General features: G+C 75.2%; 16 protein-coding genes and 1 pseudogene. 10 read left to right on the top strand and 7 right to left on the bottom strand.

Annotated features, from left to right (window positions below; translation table 11 throughout):
* Positions 1-183: 183 nt before the first annotated feature.
* The gene (locus ACH4N1_RS18460; protein WP_398098263.1) at positions 184-981 is read left to right on the top strand and encodes an alpha/beta fold hydrolase; all 798 of its coding nucleotides are present in this window, start codon (positions 184-186) and stop codon (positions 979-981) included.
* On the opposite strand, the gene ACH4N1_RS18455 is transcribed toward ACH4N1_RS18460, so the two are convergent.
* Positions 974-2,428 carry a glutamate synthase-related protein gene (locus ACH4N1_RS18455; protein ID WP_398098262.1) on the bottom strand — a complete coding sequence of 485 codons (1,455 nt, stop codon included), beginning with the start codon at positions 2,426-2,428 and terminating at the stop codon, positions 974-976. The two genes, ACH4N1_RS18460 and ACH4N1_RS18455, sit on opposite strands and share 8 nt — an antisense overlap.
* A complete protein-coding gene (locus tag ACH4N1_RS18450) occupies positions 2,429-4,027 on the bottom strand; it encodes an alpha/beta hydrolase (RefSeq protein WP_398098259.1) in 1,599 nt (532 codons plus the stop codon).
* Positions 4,028-4,333: 306 nt separating this feature from the next.
* On the opposite strand from ACH4N1_RS18450, the pseudogene ACH4N1_RS18445 reads away from it, so the two are divergent.
* Positions 4,334-4,705: pseudogene (locus tag ACH4N1_RS18445) on the top strand (chaplin family protein); the annotation flags it as partial.
* A gap of 157 nt (positions 4,706-4,862) precedes the next feature.
* Entirely contained in the window at positions 4,863-5,009 is a 147-nt protein-coding gene (locus ACH4N1_RS18440) for an LPXTG cell wall anchor domain-containing protein (RefSeq protein WP_398098258.1), read from the top strand.
* A gap of 37 nt (positions 5,010-5,046) precedes the next feature.
* On the opposite strand, the gene ACH4N1_RS18435 is transcribed toward ACH4N1_RS18440, so the two are convergent.
* On the bottom strand, positions 5,047-5,544 hold the full coding sequence (locus ACH4N1_RS18435) for a nucleoside deaminase (protein WP_398098257.1): 498 nt from the start codon (positions 5,542-5,544) through the stop codon (positions 5,047-5,049).
* A gap of 107 nt (positions 5,545-5,651) precedes the next feature.
* Between ACH4N1_RS18435 and ACH4N1_RS18430 the strand changes: the two genes are divergently transcribed.
* Complete coding sequence (locus ACH4N1_RS18430) at positions 5,652-6,428, top strand: GNAT family N-acetyltransferase (protein ID WP_398098255.1); 777 nt, start codon at positions 5,652-5,654, stop codon at positions 6,426-6,428.
* 232 nt (positions 6,429-6,660) lie between these two features.
* Entirely contained in the window at positions 6,661-8,358 is a 1,698-nt protein-coding gene (locus ACH4N1_RS18425; RefSeq protein WP_398098254.1) for an alpha/beta fold hydrolase, read from the top strand.
* A 90-nt stretch (positions 8,359-8,448) separates the two neighbouring features.
* On the opposite strand, the gene ACH4N1_RS18420 is transcribed toward ACH4N1_RS18425, so the two are convergent.
* Entirely contained in the window at positions 8,449-8,889 is a 441-nt protein-coding gene (locus ACH4N1_RS18420; protein ID WP_398098253.1) for an SPW repeat protein, read from the bottom strand.
* A gap of 209 nt (positions 8,890-9,098) precedes the next feature.
* Between ACH4N1_RS18420 and ACH4N1_RS18415 the strand changes: the two genes are divergently transcribed.
* The gene (locus ACH4N1_RS18415) at positions 9,099-10,052 is read left to right on the top strand and encodes a MerR family transcriptional regulator (protein ID WP_398098251.1); all 954 of its coding nucleotides are present in this window, start codon (positions 9,099-9,101) and stop codon (positions 10,050-10,052) included.
* 257 nt (positions 10,053-10,309) lie between these two features.
* Here ACH4N1_RS18415 and ACH4N1_RS18410 read toward each other — a convergent pair whose 3' ends face one another.
* Positions 10,310-11,005, bottom strand: coding sequence for a type 1 glutamine amidotransferase domain-containing protein (locus tag ACH4N1_RS18410; protein WP_398098250.1), 696 nt, complete (start codon positions 11,003-11,005; stop codon positions 10,310-10,312).
* Positions 11,006-11,159: 154 nt separating this feature from the next.
* On the opposite strand from ACH4N1_RS18410, the gene ACH4N1_RS18405 reads away from it, so the two are divergent.
* Entirely contained in the window at positions 11,160-12,068 is a 909-nt protein-coding gene (locus tag ACH4N1_RS18405) for a LysR family transcriptional regulator (protein ID WP_398098249.1), read from the top strand.
* Between the two features lie 136 nt (positions 12,069-12,204).
* Here the strand turns inward: ACH4N1_RS18405 and ACH4N1_RS18400 are convergent, their stop codons facing one another.
* Together ACH4N1_RS18400 and ACH4N1_RS18395 are read right to left on the bottom strand one after the other, a co-directional pair.
* Positions 12,205-13,569 (bottom strand): cryptochrome/photolyase family protein, encoded by a 1,365-nt coding sequence (locus ACH4N1_RS18400; protein ID WP_398098248.1) that lies wholly within the window; start codon positions 13,567-13,569, stop codon positions 12,205-12,207.
* A 70-nt stretch (positions 13,570-13,639) separates the two neighbouring features.
* Positions 13,640-15,166, bottom strand: coding sequence for an SDR family oxidoreductase (locus tag ACH4N1_RS18395; protein WP_398098247.1), 1,527 nt, complete (start codon positions 15,164-15,166; stop codon positions 13,640-13,642).
* A 125-nt stretch (positions 15,167-15,291) separates the two neighbouring features.
* On the opposite strand from ACH4N1_RS18395, the gene ACH4N1_RS18390 reads away from it, so the two are divergent.
* The 3 genes from ACH4N1_RS18390 to ACH4N1_RS18380 all read left to right on the top strand — a co-directional run bounded on the left by ACH4N1_RS18390 (position 15,292) and on the right by ACH4N1_RS18380 (position 18,305).
* Entirely contained in the window at positions 15,292-15,798 is a 507-nt protein-coding gene (locus ACH4N1_RS18390; protein ID WP_398098246.1) for a MarR family winged helix-turn-helix transcriptional regulator, read from the top strand.
* 139 nt (positions 15,799-15,937) lie between these two features.
* Complete coding sequence (locus tag ACH4N1_RS18385; protein WP_398098243.1) at positions 15,938-18,064, top strand: MMPL family transporter; 2,127 nt, start codon at positions 15,938-15,940, stop codon at positions 18,062-18,064.
* Between the two features lie 73 nt (positions 18,065-18,137).
* Complete coding sequence (locus ACH4N1_RS18380) at positions 18,138-18,305, top strand: hypothetical protein (RefSeq protein ID WP_398098241.1); 168 nt, start codon at positions 18,138-18,140, stop codon at positions 18,303-18,305.
* Positions 18,306-18,443 lie beyond the last annotated feature (138 nt).

The following is an 18,443-nucleotide window of genomic DNA, read 5'->3' as shown; positions in this document are numbered from 1 at the left end:
GTCGGGCCGCGGCCCGCCGGGCACGCCCCTCGGCCGGGGTGCCGCCCTCGCCGCGTCCGGGCCCGTCCCCGGCTTTCTCGGCTTTCCCGGCTTCCTCGGCGAACGCCGGTGACGCCGCCCCCGTCGGCCGGTTACGGTACGCGTCAGTAACCGGAAGACCGGACATACCCGCGGGAGACACCCATGCCGCAGCTCGAAGTCGACGGCGCAGCACTGACGTACGACGACGAGGGACCCCGCGACGGCGGCGGGGTGCCTCTGGTGTTCGTCCACGGCTGGACGGCGAACCGGCACCGCTGGGACCACCAGACGGCGCACTTCTCGACCTCGCGCAGGGTGATCCGGCTCGACCTGCGCGGGCACGGCGACAGCACCGGGGCGGGCGTGCCGACGATCCGGCACCTGGCGGACGACGTCCTCGCGCTCCTCGACCACCTGGAGGTCGAGCGGTTCGTGCTGATCGGCCACTCCATGGGCGGGATGATCGCGCAGACCATCGCCCTGGCCCACCCCGAACGCGTCGAGCGCATGGTGCTGGTGAACTCCATCGGCCGGATGGCGTACAACCGCGGCCGGGGCCTGCTGATGGCCGCCTCCACCCTCGTGCCGTACAAGCTGTTCGTCGCCACGAACATCCAGCGCGCCTTCGCCCCCGGCCACCCGCGCGAGGAGATCCGCGCCTGTGTCAGGTCCTCCGCGGACACCCCGCGCGAGGTGGTCATGACGCTGTACGGGGCCATGCGCGCCTTCGACGTCCTGGACCGGGCCGGGGAGATCCGCACGCCGACCCTGATGATCCACGGCTACCACGACATCCAGCTCCCGGTGCGGCAGATGCTGCGGATGGCGAAGGCGTATCCGGACGCCACCGTGCGCATCCTCGACGCGGGCCACGAACTGCCCGTGGAGAAGCCGGCCGAACTGACGGCGGCCGTCGACGCCTTCGTGACCGTCCCGTCGGCGGCGGCCGCGGCTAGCTGAAACCGTCCGGGTCCGCCGCCTTCCAGTCCGCCGCCCAGGACTGCGGCGGCCCGGACAGCAGCGCTCCCGGCTCCAGCCACTCGTACAGCTCCGAGTACGACCGCAGCGTCCCCCGGTCCGTCCGCCGCACCAGGTGGGCGGGCGTGAGACCGGCCGGCTCCCGGACGCCCATCGCGGCCATGACCCGCACGGCGTCGCGGACCGTCTCGCGCTGGTAGCGGTGCACCCGCCGGGCCTTGTCGGCCACGTCCAGGGCGCGCATCCGCAGCGGGTCCTGCGTCGCGACGCCGACCGGGCAGCTGCCGGCGGCGCACCGGCCGGCCTCCACGCAGCCGACGGCCCGCATCATCGCGCGCGCCGCGTTGGTGAAGTCGGCGCCCTGGGCGAGCCGCCGGACCACGTCCGTGCCCGTGGCCACCCGGCCGCTCGCCCCGATCCGGACCCGGTCCCGCAGCCCGACGCCGACCAGCGCGTTGTGCACGGTGATCAGCCCCTCGGTGAGCGGCAGCCCGACCTCACCGGCGTACGGCGGCGCCGCGCCGGAGCCGCCCTCCGACCCGTCCACCACCACGAAGTCCGGCGCGACGCCCTCCGCGACCATCGCCCGGCACACCGCGAGGAACTCCCGGCGCGAGCCCACGCACAGCTTGAACCCGGTCGGCTTGCCGCCCGCCAGCTCCCGCAGCCGCGCCAGGAACAGCACCAGTTCCCGCGGCGTGGCGAACTCCCGGTGTCCCGGCGGCGACACCACCGGTTCGCCCACCGGCACCCCGCGCTCCCGCGCGACCGAGGCACTCACCTTCCCGCCCGGCAGCAGCGCGCCGCCGCCCGGAGCGGCCCCCTGCGACAGCTTCAGCGACACGCACCGCACCTCGGGCAGCGCCGCCTTGTCCGCGAACTCCCGTGCGTCGAAGGCCCCGTCGTCGGTCCGGCAGCCGAAGTAGCCCGTCCCGATCTCCCAGACGAGGTCACCGCCGCCGCGCAGATGGTGCTCGGTCAGCCCGCCCTCGCCGGTGTCCTGCGCGAACCCGCCCAGCGCGGCGCCCCGGTTGAGGGCGTGCACCGCGCGGGGCGAGAGCGCCCCGAAGCTCATCGCGGACACGTTCAGCAGCGCCATGTCGTACGGCAGCCGGCAGTCGGGGCCGCCCACCCGCACCACCGGCGTCTCCTCGGGCGGCTCGACCGGGCCGAGGGACGGCACGAGGAACTCGCGCACGGCACCGGCCGGCTCGGCGGCACCGCGCCGGGGCACCCACGGCAGACGCCCGGTCAGGGGATACGCCCGCAGCAGCGAGTCCCGGCGCTGCACCAGATCGCGGACGCCGACGCAGGTGAGCGCCAGCAGCGGCCCGGCCGCCGGCCACCACCACGCCGAACCGGCGCACGCGGCGAGCACTGCCCCCACCGCGCCGACGGCGGCCAGCAGCACCGGCAGGTGGCGGCCCACTCAGGCGTCCTCGTCGGCCCCGCAGGAGCTGCCGCTCGGCGGGAGGGAACCGTACAGGAGGAAGTCGTCGACCTTGCGGTGCACGCACTTCGACGAGCCGTACCCGGTGTGCCCCTCGCCGCGGTTGTCCAGCACCACGGCCGACGACCCGAGCCGCTCCGCCGTCTCCACGGTCCAGCGGTACGGCGTCGCCGGGTCCCCGCGGGTGCCGACGAGCAGCATCTTCGGGGTGTCGAGGTTCTTCACCTCGTCGCGTATGTAGTCCGTGCCCCGGGGACGGCCGTAGCACATCAGGACCTGGGTGAGCCGGTACTGCCCGAAGACCGGCGACGCCTCCTCGTAGTCGGCGCGCAGCCGCTCGAGGTCGGCGGTGATCCGCTCGGCGGCCGGGCGGTCGGGGTCGTCGGCGCAGTTGATCGCCATCAGCGCCGCCGGCAGGTTGTCCAGGGGGATCTCCTCCTCGTCGGCCAGCCCCCCGCTCGGATCACCGCCCCCCGGATCGCGCACCGGCAGGGACAGCCCGCCGGTCGCGAACGCCATGACGCCGCTGGTGTCCCCGTTCTCGACGAGCTGGGCCAGTGCCCGCTCCAGGGACGGCCACAACTGCTTGCTGTACAGCCCCTGTCCGATGGCGCCCACCAGGTCCTGCCCCGTGAACGGCTCGCCGAAGTCGGTCGGCACCGGGTCCTCGTCCATCGACCGGACGAGCCGCCGCACCTCCTCGCGGGCGGTGCGCGCGTCCTGCCCGAACGGACAGGCGATGTCCTTCACACACCAGTCCACGAAGTCGTCCAGCGCCACCTGCTGCCCCCGGGCGCCCGCGATGCCCTGCTCGGCGAGCGGCTCGGTGAGCGTGTCCACGCCGTCCAGGACGAGCCGTCCCACCCGGTCGGGGAACTGGGCGGCGTACACCGCGCCGAGCCGGGTGCCGTAGGAGAAGCCCAGGTAGTTGAGCTTCCGGTCGCCGAGGGCCGCGCGGATCACGTCCATGTCCCGCGCCGCGTCCACCGTGCCGATGTGCGGCAGGACCGGCCCGGAGTGCTCGGCGCACGCGGCGGCGGCCTTCTTCAGCCGTGCCAGCAGCGCCCGCGGATCGCCGAGCTCGTCCGGATCGTCGTCGACGGCCGCGTACGCGTCGTTCTCGGCGTCCCCGCAGCTGACCGGGGAGGACCGGCCGACGCCCCGCGGGTCGAAGGTCACCACGTCGTAGCCGTCGGTGAGGTCCATGAAGTCCTTGCCGCCGTAGGCGAGTTCGGGGACACCCGGGCCGCCGGGCCCGCCGAAGTTCAGCAGGAGGGACCCGCGCTTGTCGCCGGTGGCGCGGTAACGGGCGAGCGCCAGGTCGAGGGTGGCGCCGTCGGGGCGCGCGTAGTCGACGGGGACGGTCGCCTTGGCGCACTGGAGGTCGTCGGGCATGCCCTCGCCCGTGCACTTCCCCCACCTGATCCTCTGGTCGTGGAACCGGGACAGGTCCGCGGGGCGGCCGCCGCCCGTGTCCGTGGTCGCCGTGGACAGCCCTGCGCCGAGCAGCGTCAGGGCGGCGACGGCGGCGAGCGCGCCGCGTCGCAGTGCGGGTCGCGTCGACAGCTTGGCCAGCATCAATGCCTCCCAGACGCCTTGCAGCGGACCGGGGACCGGTGCCCCGGCCCACGATAGGCGGGCTCCCCGGGACCCGCCTTTCGGACGCCGGGCGGCCCCGCGCGAGGCCCGTCGGGCGGGCACCGAGAGGACGCCGTGCCGCCGGTGTCCCGCGCGGACGGCGACGGCACGACGTGCGTTGTCACCGGTTCGAGAAGAGCGACACTCAGGCGGGAAAGACCGTTCGGCCATAACTCGCGTGGTTCCGCCGCGTTCCACGGGGTGGCGGGCGAGCGCCCGCGACCATGTCCGGAAGGCAGGGACCCCATGAGACGGGTCACCCGAAACGGTGTGATCGCCGTCGCCGCCGCCTCGGGCGCGCCGGCCGTGGCCGCACCCGCGTTCGCCGACTCCGCGGCGGACGCGACCGCGGCGAACTCGCCCGGGCTGATCTCCGGGAATGGCGTCCAGCTGCCGGTGCACGTCCCGCTGAACCTGTGCGGGAACACCGTGAACGTGGTGGGAGTCCTCAACCCCGCCGCCGGCAACGCGTGCGCCGACCAGGACCCGGCCGCCGCACCCGCGAGGAACGGCGGCGGCGTGAGCGCCCACGGCGGTGCGCAGGACTCGCCCGGCGTCGTCCCCGGCAACGGCGTCCAGCTGCCGGCCCAGCTCCCGGCGAACGTGAGCGGCAACAGCGGCAACAGCGTCGACGTCGTCGGCGTCGCCGACCCGGCGTTCGGCAACACGTCCGTCAACGTCCCGGACGAGGAGCCTGCACCCCCCCGCCGGGTCCAGGCCGGAGCCGCCGACGCGGCACACCCCGCCGGCCGCGTCCCCCGCGGACCCGAGGGCGGTGCCGCCCGCCCCGGCGCCGCACACCATGTCCGCCCTCGCCCGCACGGGCACCGACGCCACCGCCCCCGCTCTCGCCGGCGCCGCGGCGCTGATCCTCGGCGGAGCGGTCCTCCACCGCCGGTTCCGCCCCGGCGCGGAGCGCTGACCGGCCGCCCCCGCGCGGCCGCGGGCCCCGCGGGGGCCTACGGCCGCTCCCGCTCCGCCCGCACGCCGTGGAACCGCCGGTGCAGCGCCCGCACCTCCTCCACCAGCTCGGGCACCGGCCCCTCCACCGGCACGCCGGGAGCGATCTCCCGGACCGGCAGGGCCCGTACGGGCGCCGCGGGCACGCCCCACTCGGAGAGCCAGGCCGTCAGCTGGGCGGACGAGGCGACGTACACGATGCGGCCCAGGCCGACCCAGGCGTGGGCGGCCGCGCACATCGGGCAGTGCTCGCCGGACGTGTACACCGTGGCCGCCGCCCGCTCGCCGGGCGACAGGCGCGCCGCGGACCAGCGGGCCAGTTCGAACTCGGGGTGGCGGGTGCGGTCGCCGGACGCCACCCGGTTGTGGTCCTCGGCGAGCACCGTCCCTTCGGCCCCCACCAGCACCGAGCCGAACGGCTCGTCCCCGGCGCGGAGCGCCTCCTCGGCGAGCGCGACGCAGCGGCGCAGATGCGGGAGTTCGTCGTCCTTCGGCATGACGTGCGGCTCTCCTCGTCCTGGTGCGGGTCTCCGGCGTCCAGGGTAGGACCACCGGCCCCGGTAAATCCGTTGATCGCACCGGGGCGCCCTGCTGGAGTGGCCCCATGGACAACGCCGCGGTACTCGCCCTGTACGACCGGGACATGCGCGAAGGCGCGCTCCCCGAGAACCCCGGCGCACGCGTCGAACGCGTCGGGCGGGTGGTCCGCCACGTCGGCTCCGAGGGCGGCTGGAACGGCGTCGTGTGGTCCGGCCTGGACTCCGCGGACGCGGACGCGGCGATCGCCGAGCAGGTCGCGTACTTCGGCGGACTCGGCCGGGACTTCGAGTGGAAGCTCTACGGGCACGACCGGCCCGCCGACCTGGGGCGCCGCCTCGTGGCGGCCGGGTTCGTGCCCGAGCCGGAGGAGACCCTGATGATCGGTGAGACCGCCGCACAGCTCGTCGGCGCCGAACTGCCCGAGGGACTCCGCGTCGTGCCCGTCACCGACCGGGCGGGCGTCGACCTCATGGCCGAGGCGAACGAGAGGGCGTTCGGCAGGGACGCCGGCCGGCTGCGGGACCTGATGCGGGACCGCCTCGCCACGGACCCGGACAACGTCGTCGCCCTCGTCGTCCTCGCCGGCGACGAACCGGTCAGCTCGGCCCGCATGGAACTCCTCCCCGGCACACGGTTCGCCGGTCTGTGGGGCGGCGGCACCTCCGAGGCCTGGCGCGGCCGCGGCATCTACCGGGCCCTGGTCGCCCACCGCGCCCGCATCGCCGCCGACCGCGGCTACCGCTACCTCCAGGTCGACGCCTCCGACCAGAGCCGGCCGATCCTCCAGCGCCTCGGCTTCGCGCCCCTGACCACGACGACGCCGTACGTGTACACGCCGTAGGACCGTCCGTCCGGCGGCCCTTCGCCGTGCGCCCCGGACCACGCCGGCAGCGCGCCCGGCCCGCGCCCGTCCGGCGTCGGCGCCCCCGTGGCCGCCGTACCGCCCGTTCGGACGCGTGTCGGTTGCCCAGGGGCCGGGCCGCCGGTGGTATGGCTGCGGGGCCGCTGCCGCAGGGCCCGGCTCCCGTCAGTCGCCAGGGAAGGGCCCGCCCATGCCACGGACCGTCGTACGGATGCCGCTCAGAGGGACCGCCGGTGCGGCGGCCGGGGCGTTGGTGATGCTGCTCGCAGGGGTCGGCCCGGCGTCCGCCGACGGCCCGGGCGGTGACACCGGCGTCGTCCTGCGGTGGAAGCCCTGCGAGGGGGAGACACAGACCGGGTTCGAGTGCGCGGTGGCGAACGTACCGCTCGACCACACCCGCCCCGAGCACCGCACCATCGAACTGGCCGTCATCCGTCACCGCGCCGCCGAACCGGCCGGGCGGGCCGGCACGCTGTTCTTCAACCCCGGCGGTCCGGGCGGCCCGGGCACCCTCGCACTGCCGGAACTGTACGAGAAGTTCCCCCGCGAACTGCGCGACCGCTACGACATCGTCAGCTGGGACCCGCGAGGCGTCGGCGAGAGCACGGCCGTGCGCTGCTTCGCCACCGCCGGGGAGGCCGCCGCCTGGCAGGCGAAGGTGCCGCCGTTCCCGGTGGGAGAGCGGGAACAGCGCGCGTTCACCGCCGCGTACGCCGACCTCGCGCGGCGCTGCGAGCGGCGCGACCCGGAGCTGCTGCGCCACATCTCCACCGCCGACACCGCCCGCGACCTGGAGCTGCTGCGCCGCGCGACGGGGCAGGAACGGCTGGACTACTGGGGCATCTCCTACGGCACGCTGCTCGGCGCGACCTACGCGAACCTGTTCCCCGAGCGGGTCGGCCGCCTGGTGCTCGACGGGAACGTGGACCCGCAGGCGTGGGTGAACCGGGGCGCGGCCGGCGAGCCCGGGCTGAGCACCTTCCTGCGGCTCGGCTCCCACGTGGGCTCGGCCGACACGCTGGGGCAGTTCCTCGACCACTGCGGCCGGGCGCCCGTGACGGAGTGCGTGTTCTCGGCGGGCGGCCCGGCGGCCACCCGGGCCAAGTACCACTCCCTGCTGCGACGCCTGGCGAAGCGGCCGGTCGGGGGATGGACGTACGCGCGGACGGTGAGCGAGGTGCGGGGCGGGCTCTACACCGTGCACCCCGGCTGGGCCGGGATCGCGGACACGCTCCAGGGGCTGTGGGACGGCCGGGCGTCCGTCGACCCCGGCACCGCGACGGCGGAACCCGCGCGGTACCCGGGCTTCGAGCAGTCGGTCGCGGTGCTGTGCGCGGAGAGTCCCAACCCGCGTTCGCCGGACCGCTATCCCGCCCTGGAACGACGGGCGGTGGCGGAGGCCGGCGCGCTCGGCAGCTGGTGGGCCTGGGCCAACGAGCCGTGTGCCGGGTGGCCGGCCCGGGCGGCGCGGCCGTACACCGGTCCGTGGGACCGCCCGACCGTCCACCCGGTACTGGTGGTCAACACCACCCACGACCCCTCGACCCCGTACCGGTCGGGCCGCGCGACGGCCGCGGAACTGGGCCGTGCGCGCCTGCTGACGCTCGACGGGTACGGGCACACCGCGCTGGACAATCCCAGCGCCTGCGTGGGGCGGTATGCGGTGCGCTACTTCCTGACCGGTGCGCTGCCGCCGGTGGGCGCGCGCTGTGCCCAGGACCTCCCGCCGTTCGTCGAGCGGGTCCCGGAGCCCACGGCGCCGTCCGTCTCGGCCGGTACGCCGACGAGGACCGGGCCGCCGGCCGACCCGCCGGAGCCGCTGCTGCCGGCGTACGGTGTCTGGCCGCCGGAGGTCGTCTCGGGACTGCTGCCGCCGCCGCACGCCGCCGCGGCGGCCGGCCGCCGCTGACCCGCGGCCGGCGCCCGGCCGCGGGCCGCGCGGACGACGGGAGGCGGCCCGGCCGGACCGCCTCCCTGTCTCCCGTTCGTGCCGCGGGGGTTACGCGCGGGGGACGCTCTTCGCCGCCGTACCGGCGCACACCAGCCCGAGGACCAGCGCCAGGGCCCCGATGACGATGTTGTTGACGACGACCCCGGCGTCCGGGCTGTCGCCGACGATCCACGGGGCGACGATCATCCATATGCCGAGCGCGCACATGGCCCAGCTCAGTCCGTACATACGGGCCGGAGCCGCGGTGAACCCGAGCGCGAGCAGACCGATCGCGATGCCGGCGATCAGGTTGTGCGTCACGAGCGCGGGCTGGCTGACGGTGTAGTGGAGTATCCACGGGGACACGGCGCAGTACAGACCGAGCAGGAACACCGGCCCGTCCACGAGCGCCACATCGCGACCACCGAGCATGCGGTCGTACCTGGTCCGCATCTCGGGAACATCCGGGTGAGTCGACATGTCGCCTCTGGAGTGCGAGACGTTGGCCATGACCCATCTCCTTCGACTTGCAGGCCTGACCGCTTCGATGCGGTGTGCGGTGTGGGCCGCTTCATCCCATTGTGCTCTTATTTTTCCTTTATGTGTAGAGCGTCGTGCCCGCCGTCCCGTGCGCACGGCCGCGGCTCCCTCCGCGGCTCCTTCCGCACCGCCCGCCCCCGTCCGCGGGTGCGCCGTACCCGGCGTCGTATCGTCGGCTCATGCGAGAGTCCCCGAACCCCGACGACGTCGGCCTGACGACCGGCACGCTGGCCCGTCGGCTGGGCGTGGCGCCCACCACGTTGCGTTCCTGGGACCGCCGCTACGGCCTCGGACCGGTGGAGCGCGACGGCGGACGGCACCGCCGCTGGCGCCCGGACGACGTGGCCGTGGTCGAGGCCATGTGCCGGCTGACGTCGGCCGGTGTGCCGCCCGCGGAGGCGGCCAGGGCGGCGAGGGCGGGCGCCGACACGCCGCCCCGGACGGCCGAGGCACCGCCGGAGCGCTCCCGCGCGGCCGGCGCGCTGCCCCTGGGCGCCGACGTCCGCCAGGAGTGCCGGGGCCTGGCCCGTGCCGCGGTACGGCTGGACGCGCCCGCCGTGGAGGATCTGCTGGCCGAAGCCGTGGAACGGCACGGGCTGCCCGTCGCCTGGGAGGAGGTGATGGTGCCGGCCCTGCACGCGGTGGGACGCAAGTGGGAGTCCTCCGGCGACCGGTACGTGGAGGTCGAGCACCTGCTGTCCTGGCACGTGTCGACCACCCTGCGCCGCGTCACCGGTCCGCCCGCGGCGGACCGGCGCACGGAGGGTGCCGGGCCCGTGATGCTGGCGTGCGTGCCGGGGGAGCAGCACACCCTGCCGCTGGAGGCGCTCAACGCGGCCCTGCTCGAACGCGGCACGGCCACCCGCATGTTCGGGGCGGCCGTCCCGGCCGAGGCGCTCGCCGCGGCGGTCGGTCGTCTGGGTCCGGTCGCCGTGGTCCTCTGGGCGCAGGCCCGCTCCACGGCGAGCCCGGCGCTCGCCCGGCAGGTCGCGGACATGCGGTGGGGCGTCAGCGGCGCGCGGCGCGGGCCGACGGTGGTCCTCGGCGGGCCCGGGTGGGCGGGGCGCTCCGCGCGGGGGCTGCCGCGACCGGCGGGACTGAAGGAGGCCCTGACCCTGCTGTCGGGCGGGTGAGGACCGCTGCGGACCGGCGGGTCTCCGCCGGGTCCGGGCGGACGGCGGGTGTCCGGCGCGTCCTCCGGGCCGGCGGCCGTGCCGGAAGAGGCGGCCCCGTCCGCCTCAATGGCCTTCCCGTCCCGGCGGCCCTTGCCGTCCAGCGGCTCACGGGGCGCGCGGAGTCGCCCGTGAGCCGCCGGCCAGGCCGGGTCCGGCTGGTGCGGGGCGCCCGGAGGCGATGTCCGGGGCCTCACGGAGCCGGCCGGCCGACGGGGTCAGGCCAGCTTCTTCAGCAGCTCGGCGGCGAGCGGGCCCGAGGAGGCCGGGTTCTGGCCGGTGACGAGGTTGCCGTCCACGATCACGTGCGGCGCCCACGGCTCGCCGATCTGCACGTCGACGCCCGCCGCGGTCAGCCGGTCCTGGAGGAGCCACTTGGCCCTGTCCGCGAGGCCGGCCTGCGTCTCCTCGTCGTTGGTGAAGGCGGTGATGCGGCGGCCGGCGAAGGCGTTGGTGCCGTCCTCCTTCACGGCGGCCAGCAGGGCGGCCGGGCCGTGGCAGACGACGCCGAGCGCCGTACCGGACTCCAGGGCCGTCGCGAGGATGCGGCCGGAGGTGGCGTCGACGGCCAGGTCCTCCATCGGGCCGTGCCCGCCGGGGTAGAAGACGGCCGCGTAGTCGGCGAGGTCCACGTCCTCCAGACGCACCGGACGCCGCAGCTCGGTCATCTTCTCGAGTCCGGCCGCGACGCGGTCGGCCCCCTCCTGGCCGCCGTTCGACTCGGCCGAGAGGCTGCCCTTGTCCACCGGCGGGACCACACCGCCCGGCGTGGCGACGACCACCTCGTGGCCCGCCGCGCGGAACGCCTCGTACGGGGCGACGGCCTCCTCGGCCCAGAAGCCGGTGGGGTGCAGGCTGCCGTCGGCGAGCGTCCAGTGGTCCGCGCCGGTCATCACGAAAAGGATCTTTGCCATGGTGCTCTCTCCGGGGGGTGCGTCCTCGACGTTCCGGGTGCGGAGCGTCGCTGTGTCGATGCCCCGAACCTAAGCCGTCAAGCCATAAGCAACCAATGAGAATTCCAATGCCAGGTATGGGAATCCCGATGGCCCACACGGAATACTGCGCACGGTGGACCCAAGCCATCACCTGGACCTGAACCTGCTGCGGACCTTCCTCGCCGTCTACCGCTCGGGGTCGTTCACCGGTGCCGCCCAACTGCTCGGACTCTCGCAGCCGACCGTGACGACGCAGATGCGGACCCTGGAGCGGCAGGCCGGACGGGAGCTGTTCGAGCGGCTTCCGCGCGGCGTCGCCCCGACCGCCGTCGCCGACGCGCTGGCCGCGCGGATCGCGGCGCCGCTCGACGAACTGGCCACGGTGGCCGGGCCCGGCCCGGCCACGGCCGGGCGCCCCGATCCCGTACACCTCGCCGGGCCCGCGGAACTGCTGTGCCTGCGCGTACTGCCCGCACTCGCGCCGCTGGCGGCCGAAGGCGTCCGGCTGCGCGTGGCGCCGGGCCTGACCGAGCCGCTGCTCGACGAGCTGCGGGCCGGACGCCACGACCTGGTCATCGCCACGACCCGCCCGCGCGGCCGCACCCTGGCCTCGACCCCCTTCATGGACGAGGAGTTCGTCCTGGTCGCCGCGCCCGCCTGGGCCGAGCGGCTCGGCGACCGGCCGGCCGCCGAACTTCCGGCGGCCCTGCACCCGGTCCCGCTGGTCACCTACGCGCAGGACCTGCCGATCGCCCGCCGCTACTGGCGGCACGTCTTCGGCCGGCGGCTGTCCGGTTCCGCCGCCGTGACCGTGCCCGACCTGCGCGGTGTGCTCGCCGCGGTCGTCGCGGGCGCGGGTTTCACCGTCCTGCCGCGCTACCTCTGCCTCGACGAGCTGGCCTCGGGTGCCCTCGTCGCCCTGCACGAGCCGGAGGACCCGCCGATCAACACGGCCTTCCTCGTCCAGCGGCCCGGAGCGGTGGAGAACCCGGACGTCACACGCGTGCGCGAGCTGCTGCTGGACGCGGGCCGCACGTGGTGAGCGGATCCGCGCGCACGGGCGGGAGACCGGTGACCGCGCAAGCCGACGCCGCCGTGACCGCGGGGCCGCCCGCACGGCGACGGCCCCGCGGCGCGACGCCCCGCGCCGCCGTCCGTCCACCGGCACCGCCCGCGCCTCAGTCGAGTCCGCGCGCCCGCCGGAAGCGGGCCAGCCCCTCGGACAGCTCGACCACCGGGTCGGGGTAGCCGGCCGCCGCCCGGTCCGGGCCGCGCAGCCGCCACGGCTCGTGCACCGCCGCGCCCTCGATCCCCGCCAGTTCCGGTACCCACCGCCGCACGTACGCCCCGTCCGGGTCGTACCGCTTGGCCTGGGTGACCGGGTTGAGGACCCGGTTGGGGCGGCTGTCGGTGCCGGTGCCCGCGACCCACTGCCAGTTGAGCTGATTGTTCGCCATGTCCCCGTCAACGAGCAGTTCCAGGAAGTGGCGCGCGCCGATCCGCCAGTCGACGTACAGCGTCTTGGTGAGGAAACTCGCCGTCAGCAGCCGGCCCCGGTTGTGCATCCACCCCTCGTGGCGCAGCTGCCGCATCGCCGCGTCCACGATCGGGTAGCCGGTGCGGCCCTCCCGCCACGCCTCGATGTCGTCGCGGGCGGTCCGCTCGGTGCGCCAGTCGTCGTGCCGGGGCCGGTAGTCGGCGACGGCGGCGGCCGGACGGGCCGCCAGCACCTGACGGTGGAAGTCGCGCCAGGCGACCTGCCGTACGAACGCCTCGGCGCCCGCGCCGCCCGCCGCACGGGACCGGCGCACGAGTTCGACGGGGGAGAGGGTGCCGAAGTGCAGATGGGGCGACAGCCGGGAGGTGGCGTCGCCGGCCAGGTCGTCGTGCCGGTCCTCGTACGCGGCGATCCCGTGGCGCAGCCAGGCCGCCAGCCGTGCCCGTCCCTCGCGCTCGCCGCCCGCCGCCAGTCCCTCGGACACGCCCGTGTGCGCGGGGAGTTCCTCCGAGCCGACCCCGTCCGGGACGGTGACGGCGCGGGGCGCGTCGAGCACCTCCCGCAGTCCCTCCTGCGACCAGCGCCGGAAGTACGGCGTGAACACGGCGAAGCGGTCCGACCCGGCCGGGGTCACCGCCCCCGGCGCGACGGCGGCCGTCACGGCGTCGTGCACGTGCAGCCGTACGCCCTTCGCCTCCAGGGCGTGCCGCAGCCGCTCCTCGCGGTGCTGCGCGTACCGGCTGACGTCGGCCGCCAGATGGACCTCGTCGGCGCCCGCCTCGCCGGCGACCCGGCACACCTCCTCGACGACGTCCCCCGAGCGGAGCACGAGCCGTCCGCCCCGTTCGCGCAGCCCCGCGTCCAGGTCCCGCAGACAGTCGGATAGGAAGGCCAGCCGGTTGGGCACGGCGAACCCGGCGGCGTCGACGGCCCGGTCGCGCACGAACAGCGGGACCACCTCCCGGGCCCCTTCCAGAGCCGCCCGCAGCGGCGGATGGTCGTGCAGCCGCAGGTCGGAGGTGAACAGGACGACGGAGACGTTCATGACGTTGACTTCCGACTGGGGTGAGGGGCCACCGGGTGCTTCCGCGGCGAGGCACCCGGCGGATGCGCGCTCACGCGGCGGACGTCCGGCCGGGAGCCTCGGCCGCCGCGGCCCGGGCGATGTTGCGGGCCATGCCGCCGAACACCACCGCGTGGAAGGGGGAGACGCTCCACCAGTAGGCCTGGCCGAGCAGCCCGTGCGGATGGAACAGGGCGCGCTGGCGGTAGCGGGTGCCGCCCGTCCCGTCCGTCTCCGCGGACATCTCCAGCCAGGCCAGGCCCGGCAGCCGCATCTCGGCCCGCAGCCGGAGCAGGCGGCCGGGCTCGATCTCCTCGACCCGCCAGAAGTCCAGCGAGTCGCCGACCCGCAGACGCGCCGCGTCGCGCCGGCCCCGGCGCAGTCCCACCCCGCCGACCAGCCGGTCCAGCCATCCGCGCACCGCCCAGGCCAGCGGGAAGGAGTACCAGCCGTTGTCGCCGCCCACCCCCTCGATCACCCGCCACAGCGACTCCCGGGAAGCGTGCACGGGCACCTCCCGGAAGTCGGTGTACAGACTGCCGCCCGCCCAGTCCGGGTCGGTCGGCAGCGGGTCGCTGGGAGCGCCGGGCAGGGAGGCGGACGACCAGCGGGTGACGACCTCCGCGTCGCGGACCCGCCGCAGCGCCAGGCGTACCGCCTCGTCGAAGCCCACCGGATGTCCGGGCGGGTCCGGCACGTACCGGGCGATGTCGTGCTCCTGGCACACCACCTCGTGACGCAGCGACTCGGTGAGCGGCCGCGCGATGGAGGCGGGCACGGGCGTCACGAGCCCCACCCAGTGGCTGGAGAGCCGGGGGGTGAGCACGGGCACCGGGACGATGATCCGGCGCGGCAGACCCGCCACCGCGGCGTAGCGGATCATCATCTCCCGGTACGTCAGCACCTCCGGCCCGCCGATGTCGAAGGCCCGGTTGACGTCCTCGGGCATCCGGGCGCTGCCGACCAGGGCGCGCAGCACGTCCCGGACGGCGACGGGCTGGATCCTGGTGCGCACCCAGCTCGGCGTGACCATGATGGGCAGGCGTTCGGTGAGGTAGCGGAGCATCTCGAAGGAGACCGAGCCCGAGCCGATGACCACGGCCGCCCGCAGCACGGTCGTCGGCACCCCCGAGTCCAGCAGGATGCGGCCCACCTCGGCGCGCGAACGCAGGTGCGGCGACAGCTCCCGCTCGGGGACGCCGGGCGGGGTGAGGCCCCCGAGGTAGACGATGCGGCGCACCCCGGCGGCGCGGGCCCGCTCGCCGAAGATCCGCGCCGCCCGCCGGTCGGTCTCCTCGAAGTCCCGGCCCGAGCCCAGGGCGTGCACCAGGTAGTAGGCCACGTCGACGTCCCGCATCGCCTCCGCGACCGACGAGGCGTCCGTGACGTCCCCGCGCACCACCTCCGCCTCCCCGGCCCACGGGTGGTCGCGCAGCCGTTCGGGGGAGCGGGCCAGGCAGCGCACCCGGTGACCGGCCGCCAGCAGTTCCGGGACGAGCCGGCCGCCGATGTAGCCCGTGGCGCCGGTGACCAGGCAGCGGAGAGGTTCCCGGCCGTGGCCTTGGCCCTGTGCGGTCATGAGTCCTCGGTCCTTCGCGTCGACGTCCCCACCCGGTATGCCTTCCCCGCGGGGGCTGGCGGCGGATGCGCGACGCGGTCCGAGGGCACGATCGGGTGATCGCGGGCAACGGCTACGCTGATCACGTGGCCACAGGGAACGATCGGGAGCAGCACGAACAGGGACGGGACGCGGACGCGCCCGCGCCACCGACCGACCTGTACGCCTTCGCGGTCCGGCTGCGGCGGATGAACGGCGAGATCAACCGGCTGGTGCACGGGTTCGCGGGCGACCAGGGGCTGCACGCCACGGACGTCCAGGCGCTGGCGGCGATCCTCGACGCCGAGGAGCCCATGACCCCCAAGCGGTTGCGCGAGCACCTCGGGCTGACCTCCGGCGCCGTCACCGCGTGCGTCGACCGGCTGGAGCGCGCCGGCCACGTCCGGCGGGTCCGTGAGAGCGCCGACCGCAGAGTGGTGCACCTGCACTACGTGTCGGACGCCCGGTCCGCGGCGCGGGCCCATTTCCGGCCCCTGGCCGAGGCCACGCAGGCCGCCCGGTCCCGTTTCACCGAGGAGGAGCTGTCGGTGGTGCTGCGCTTCCTGGCGGCGATGAACGAGGAACTCTCGGGGATAGCCACCCTCGGTCGCTGAGAACGGGCACGATCCGGCGCATCCGCCGACCCCGCAGGGGCAGAAGAACGGACGCAGTCTAAGATCCCCCCGTCCCCGATTACTCAATCATTGAGATTGTCAGTCGTCGAGATATCTGTCCCTTCGCAGCAGGAGAACGATGTCCACCACCCTTCGACGCGCCCGACGGCTCGTCCCGGTCCTGCTCGTCGCCGTATGGCTCGTCCTCGGCGGCGTCCTCGGACCGTTCGCCGGGCGCCTGGGCGAGGTCGCCACGAACGACCAGGCCGCCTTCCTGCCGCGCAGCGCCGAATCGACCGAGGTCATCAGCGCCCAGCGGGCCTTCCGCCAGGACGAGACCCTCCCGGCCATCGTCGTGTGGACCTCGGACCGGGACACCCCGGTGGCGGACCGGCGCGAGGCCGCGGCCCAGGCCCTCGCCTCCCTCGCCGACGCCCCGGGAGTGGCGGGCCGGGTCTCGCCCGCGCTGCTCTCCGAGGACGGCAAGGCCCTGGAGGGCGTGGTACCGCTGCGCCCCGACCTGGGGGAGGAGCTGGCCCCGGCCCTGGAGCGGATCCGTGCCGCGGCCGAGCGGGTCCCCGGCACCACCGTCCAGCTGGCCGGACCGGCCGCGACCCAGGCCGACCTCTCCGACGCGTTCGCCGGCATCGACGGCCTGCTCCTCGCCGTCGCGCTGGTGACCGTCCTGGTGATCCTGCTGCTCGTCTACCGCAGTGTGCTGCTCCCCCTGGTGATCATCGTCGGCGCCGTCCTCGCGCTCGGCCTCGCCTGCGCCGTCGTCTACGTGCTCGCCGACCACGACGTGGTACGCGTGGACGGGCAGGTCCAGGGCATCCTGTCGATCCTCGTCATCGGCGCGGCCACCGACTACGCCCTGCTCCTGACCGCCCGCTACCGCGAGGAACTCGCCTCCCGCGCGGACCGGTTCGCGGCCATGCGGGCCGCGCTGGGCCGGTCCTGGAGCACGGTGGTGGCCAGTGCCGCGACCGTCGCCCTCGGTCTGCTCGCCCTGTTGCTCAGCGACCTCACCAACAACCGGGCCCTGGGGCCCGTCGGGGCCATCGGCATCATCGCCGCCGTGGTGAGCACGCTGACGTTCCTGCCCGCCGTCCTGGTGCTGCTCGGCCGTGCCGCCTACTGGCCCGCCAAGCCCCGGACCGCCGACGACCAGGGGGCCGGCGGCCGGATCTGGCACCGGGTCGCGGCCCTGGTGGACCGGGCCCCCCGCAAGGTGTGGGCGGTGTCGCTGGCCGGCCTGCTCGTCTGCGCCGCGTTCGCCCCCACCCTCACCTCCAAGGGCGTCCCGCTGGACGAGACCTTCGTCAACGACGCCCCGTCCGTGGCGGCCCAGCAGACGCTCGCCCGGCACTTCCCCGGCGGCGCGGGCAACCCGGTGGTGGTCATCGCCGACGCCGACCGGCTGACGAAGGTGGTCGAGACGTCCCGTACGACCGACGGCGTGGCCTCGGCCGCGGCGGTGAGCGCGTCCGGAGCACCCGGCGGGGAAGCGCTCGTCGTCGGCGGACGGGCCCGCGTCGACGTCACCCTGAAGGCGGCGGCGGACAGCGATGCGGCCAAGGACACGGTGGCGCGGCTGCGCACCGCGCTGCACGCCGTTCCCGGCGCGGACGCCCTGGTGGGCGGCTACACGGCCCAGCAGTACGACACCCTGCGCACCGCCGAGCGCGACCGCACCCTGATCGTGCCGGTGGTCCTCGCCATCATCTTCGTCATCCTGACCGTGCTGCTGCGCTCCCTGCTCACGCCCGCCCTGCTGGTGGCCACCGTGGGGCTGAACTTCCTCGCCACCCTGGGGGTCTCCAGCCTCGTCTTCGAGCACGTGTTCGGCTTCACCGGCACGGATCCGTCCGTTCCGCTGTACGGATTCGTCTTCCTCGTGGCCCTGGGCGTCGACTACAACATCTTCCTCATGTCCCGGGTGCGCGAGGAGTCCCTGCGGCACGGGGTCCGCGAGGGCGTGCTGCGAGGCGTGATCAGCACCGGCGGTGTCATCACCTCCGCCGGGGTGGTGCTGGCCGCCACCTTCGCCGCGCTCGGCGTGATCCCGCTGGCCTTCCTCGTGCAGATCGCCTTCATCGTCGCTTTCGGCGTGCTGCTCGACACGCTCGTGGTGCGTTCGCTGCTGGTGCCCGCTCTGGTGCGGGACCTCGGCGCCCGCGCCTGGTGGCCGGGACGGCTCGGCCGCGACGGAGACCGCGACCGTGATCTCGACCGCCCGGATGTCGCCCGGGTGGATGCGTCCTGAACATGCTTCGGCCGGCAGCGGGCAGGCGTAGGTGACGGACGTGTTCGTATCGAATCGGGAGGTGTCTGCCGCTATGGGCGCGAAGGTGTTGGAGCGTTTCCCCGCGGGAGCCCCGCGCGGATCGTGGCCGGCGGAGGAGTCCGCGGCCAGGCGGCGGGCCGAGGGGGAGCCCGCCACCGTGGTGATGGACCTGAAGTCGGACGCCTTCCTCGTGGTGGTCCAGTCGGGCGACGAGGACTGAGGCGAGAGGGACGGCCGGCGCCCCCCCCCCCGGGGGGGGGGCGGGCCGGCCCGCGGGGGGGGGGGCGGGGCGGGGGGGGGGGGCCCGCCGGGGGGCCCCCGGCCCGCGGGCGGGGTGGGGGCGGCCTCGCACGGCGCG

Source organism: Streptomyces sp. NPDC017202, assembly GCF_044331705.1.
Classification (GTDB): domain Bacteria; phylum Actinomycetota; class Actinomycetes; order Streptomycetales; family Streptomycetaceae; genus Streptomyces.
This window is presented reverse-complemented; position numbering and strand designations above follow the sequence as displayed.

Excerpts from the sequence above, each read along its gene's own strand:
- ACH4N1_RS18430 (WP_398098255.1), top strand. The coding sequence starts at position 5,652 with ATGGACAACGCCGCGGTACTCGCCCTGTACGACCGGGACATGCGCGAA.
- ACH4N1_RS18450 (WP_398098259.1), bottom strand. The coding sequence starts at position 4,027 with ATGCTGGCCAAGCTGTCGACGCGACCCGCACTGCGACGCGGCGCGCTC.
- ACH4N1_RS18385 (WP_398098243.1), top strand. The coding sequence starts at position 15,938 with ATGTCCACCACCCTTCGACGCGCCCGACGGCTCGTCCCGGTCCTGCTC.
- ACH4N1_RS18395 (WP_398098247.1), bottom strand. The coding sequence starts at position 15,166 with ATGACCGCACAGGGCCAAGGCCACGGCCGGGAACCTCTCCGCTGCCTG.
- ACH4N1_RS18415 (WP_398098251.1), top strand. The coding sequence starts at position 9,099 with ATGCGAGAGTCCCCGAACCCCGACGACGTCGGCCTGACGACCGGCACG.
- ACH4N1_RS18435 (WP_398098257.1), bottom strand. The coding sequence starts at position 5,544 with ATGCCGAAGGACGACGAACTCCCGCATCTGCGCCGCTGCGTCGCGCTC.
- ACH4N1_RS18425 (WP_398098254.1), top strand. The coding sequence starts at position 6,661 with ATGCCGCTCAGAGGGACCGCCGGTGCGGCGGCCGGGGCGTTGGTGATG.
- ACH4N1_RS18410 (WP_398098250.1), bottom strand. The coding sequence starts at position 11,005 with ATGGCAAAGATCCTTTTCGTGATGACCGGCGCGGACCACTGGACGCTC.
- ACH4N1_RS18420 (WP_398098253.1), bottom strand. The coding sequence starts at position 8,889 with ATGGCCAACGTCTCGCACTCCAGAGGCGACATGTCGACTCACCCGGAT.
- ACH4N1_RS18460 (WP_398098263.1), top strand. The coding sequence starts at position 184 with ATGCCGCAGCTCGAAGTCGACGGCGCAGCACTGACGTACGACGACGAG.
- ACH4N1_RS18380 (WP_398098241.1), top strand. The coding sequence starts at position 18,138 with ATGGGCGCGAAGGTGTTGGAGCGTTTCCCCGCGGGAGCCCCGCGCGGA.
- ACH4N1_RS18400 (WP_398098248.1), bottom strand. The coding sequence starts at position 13,569 with ATGAACGTCTCCGTCGTCCTGTTCACCTCCGACCTGCGGCTGCACGAC.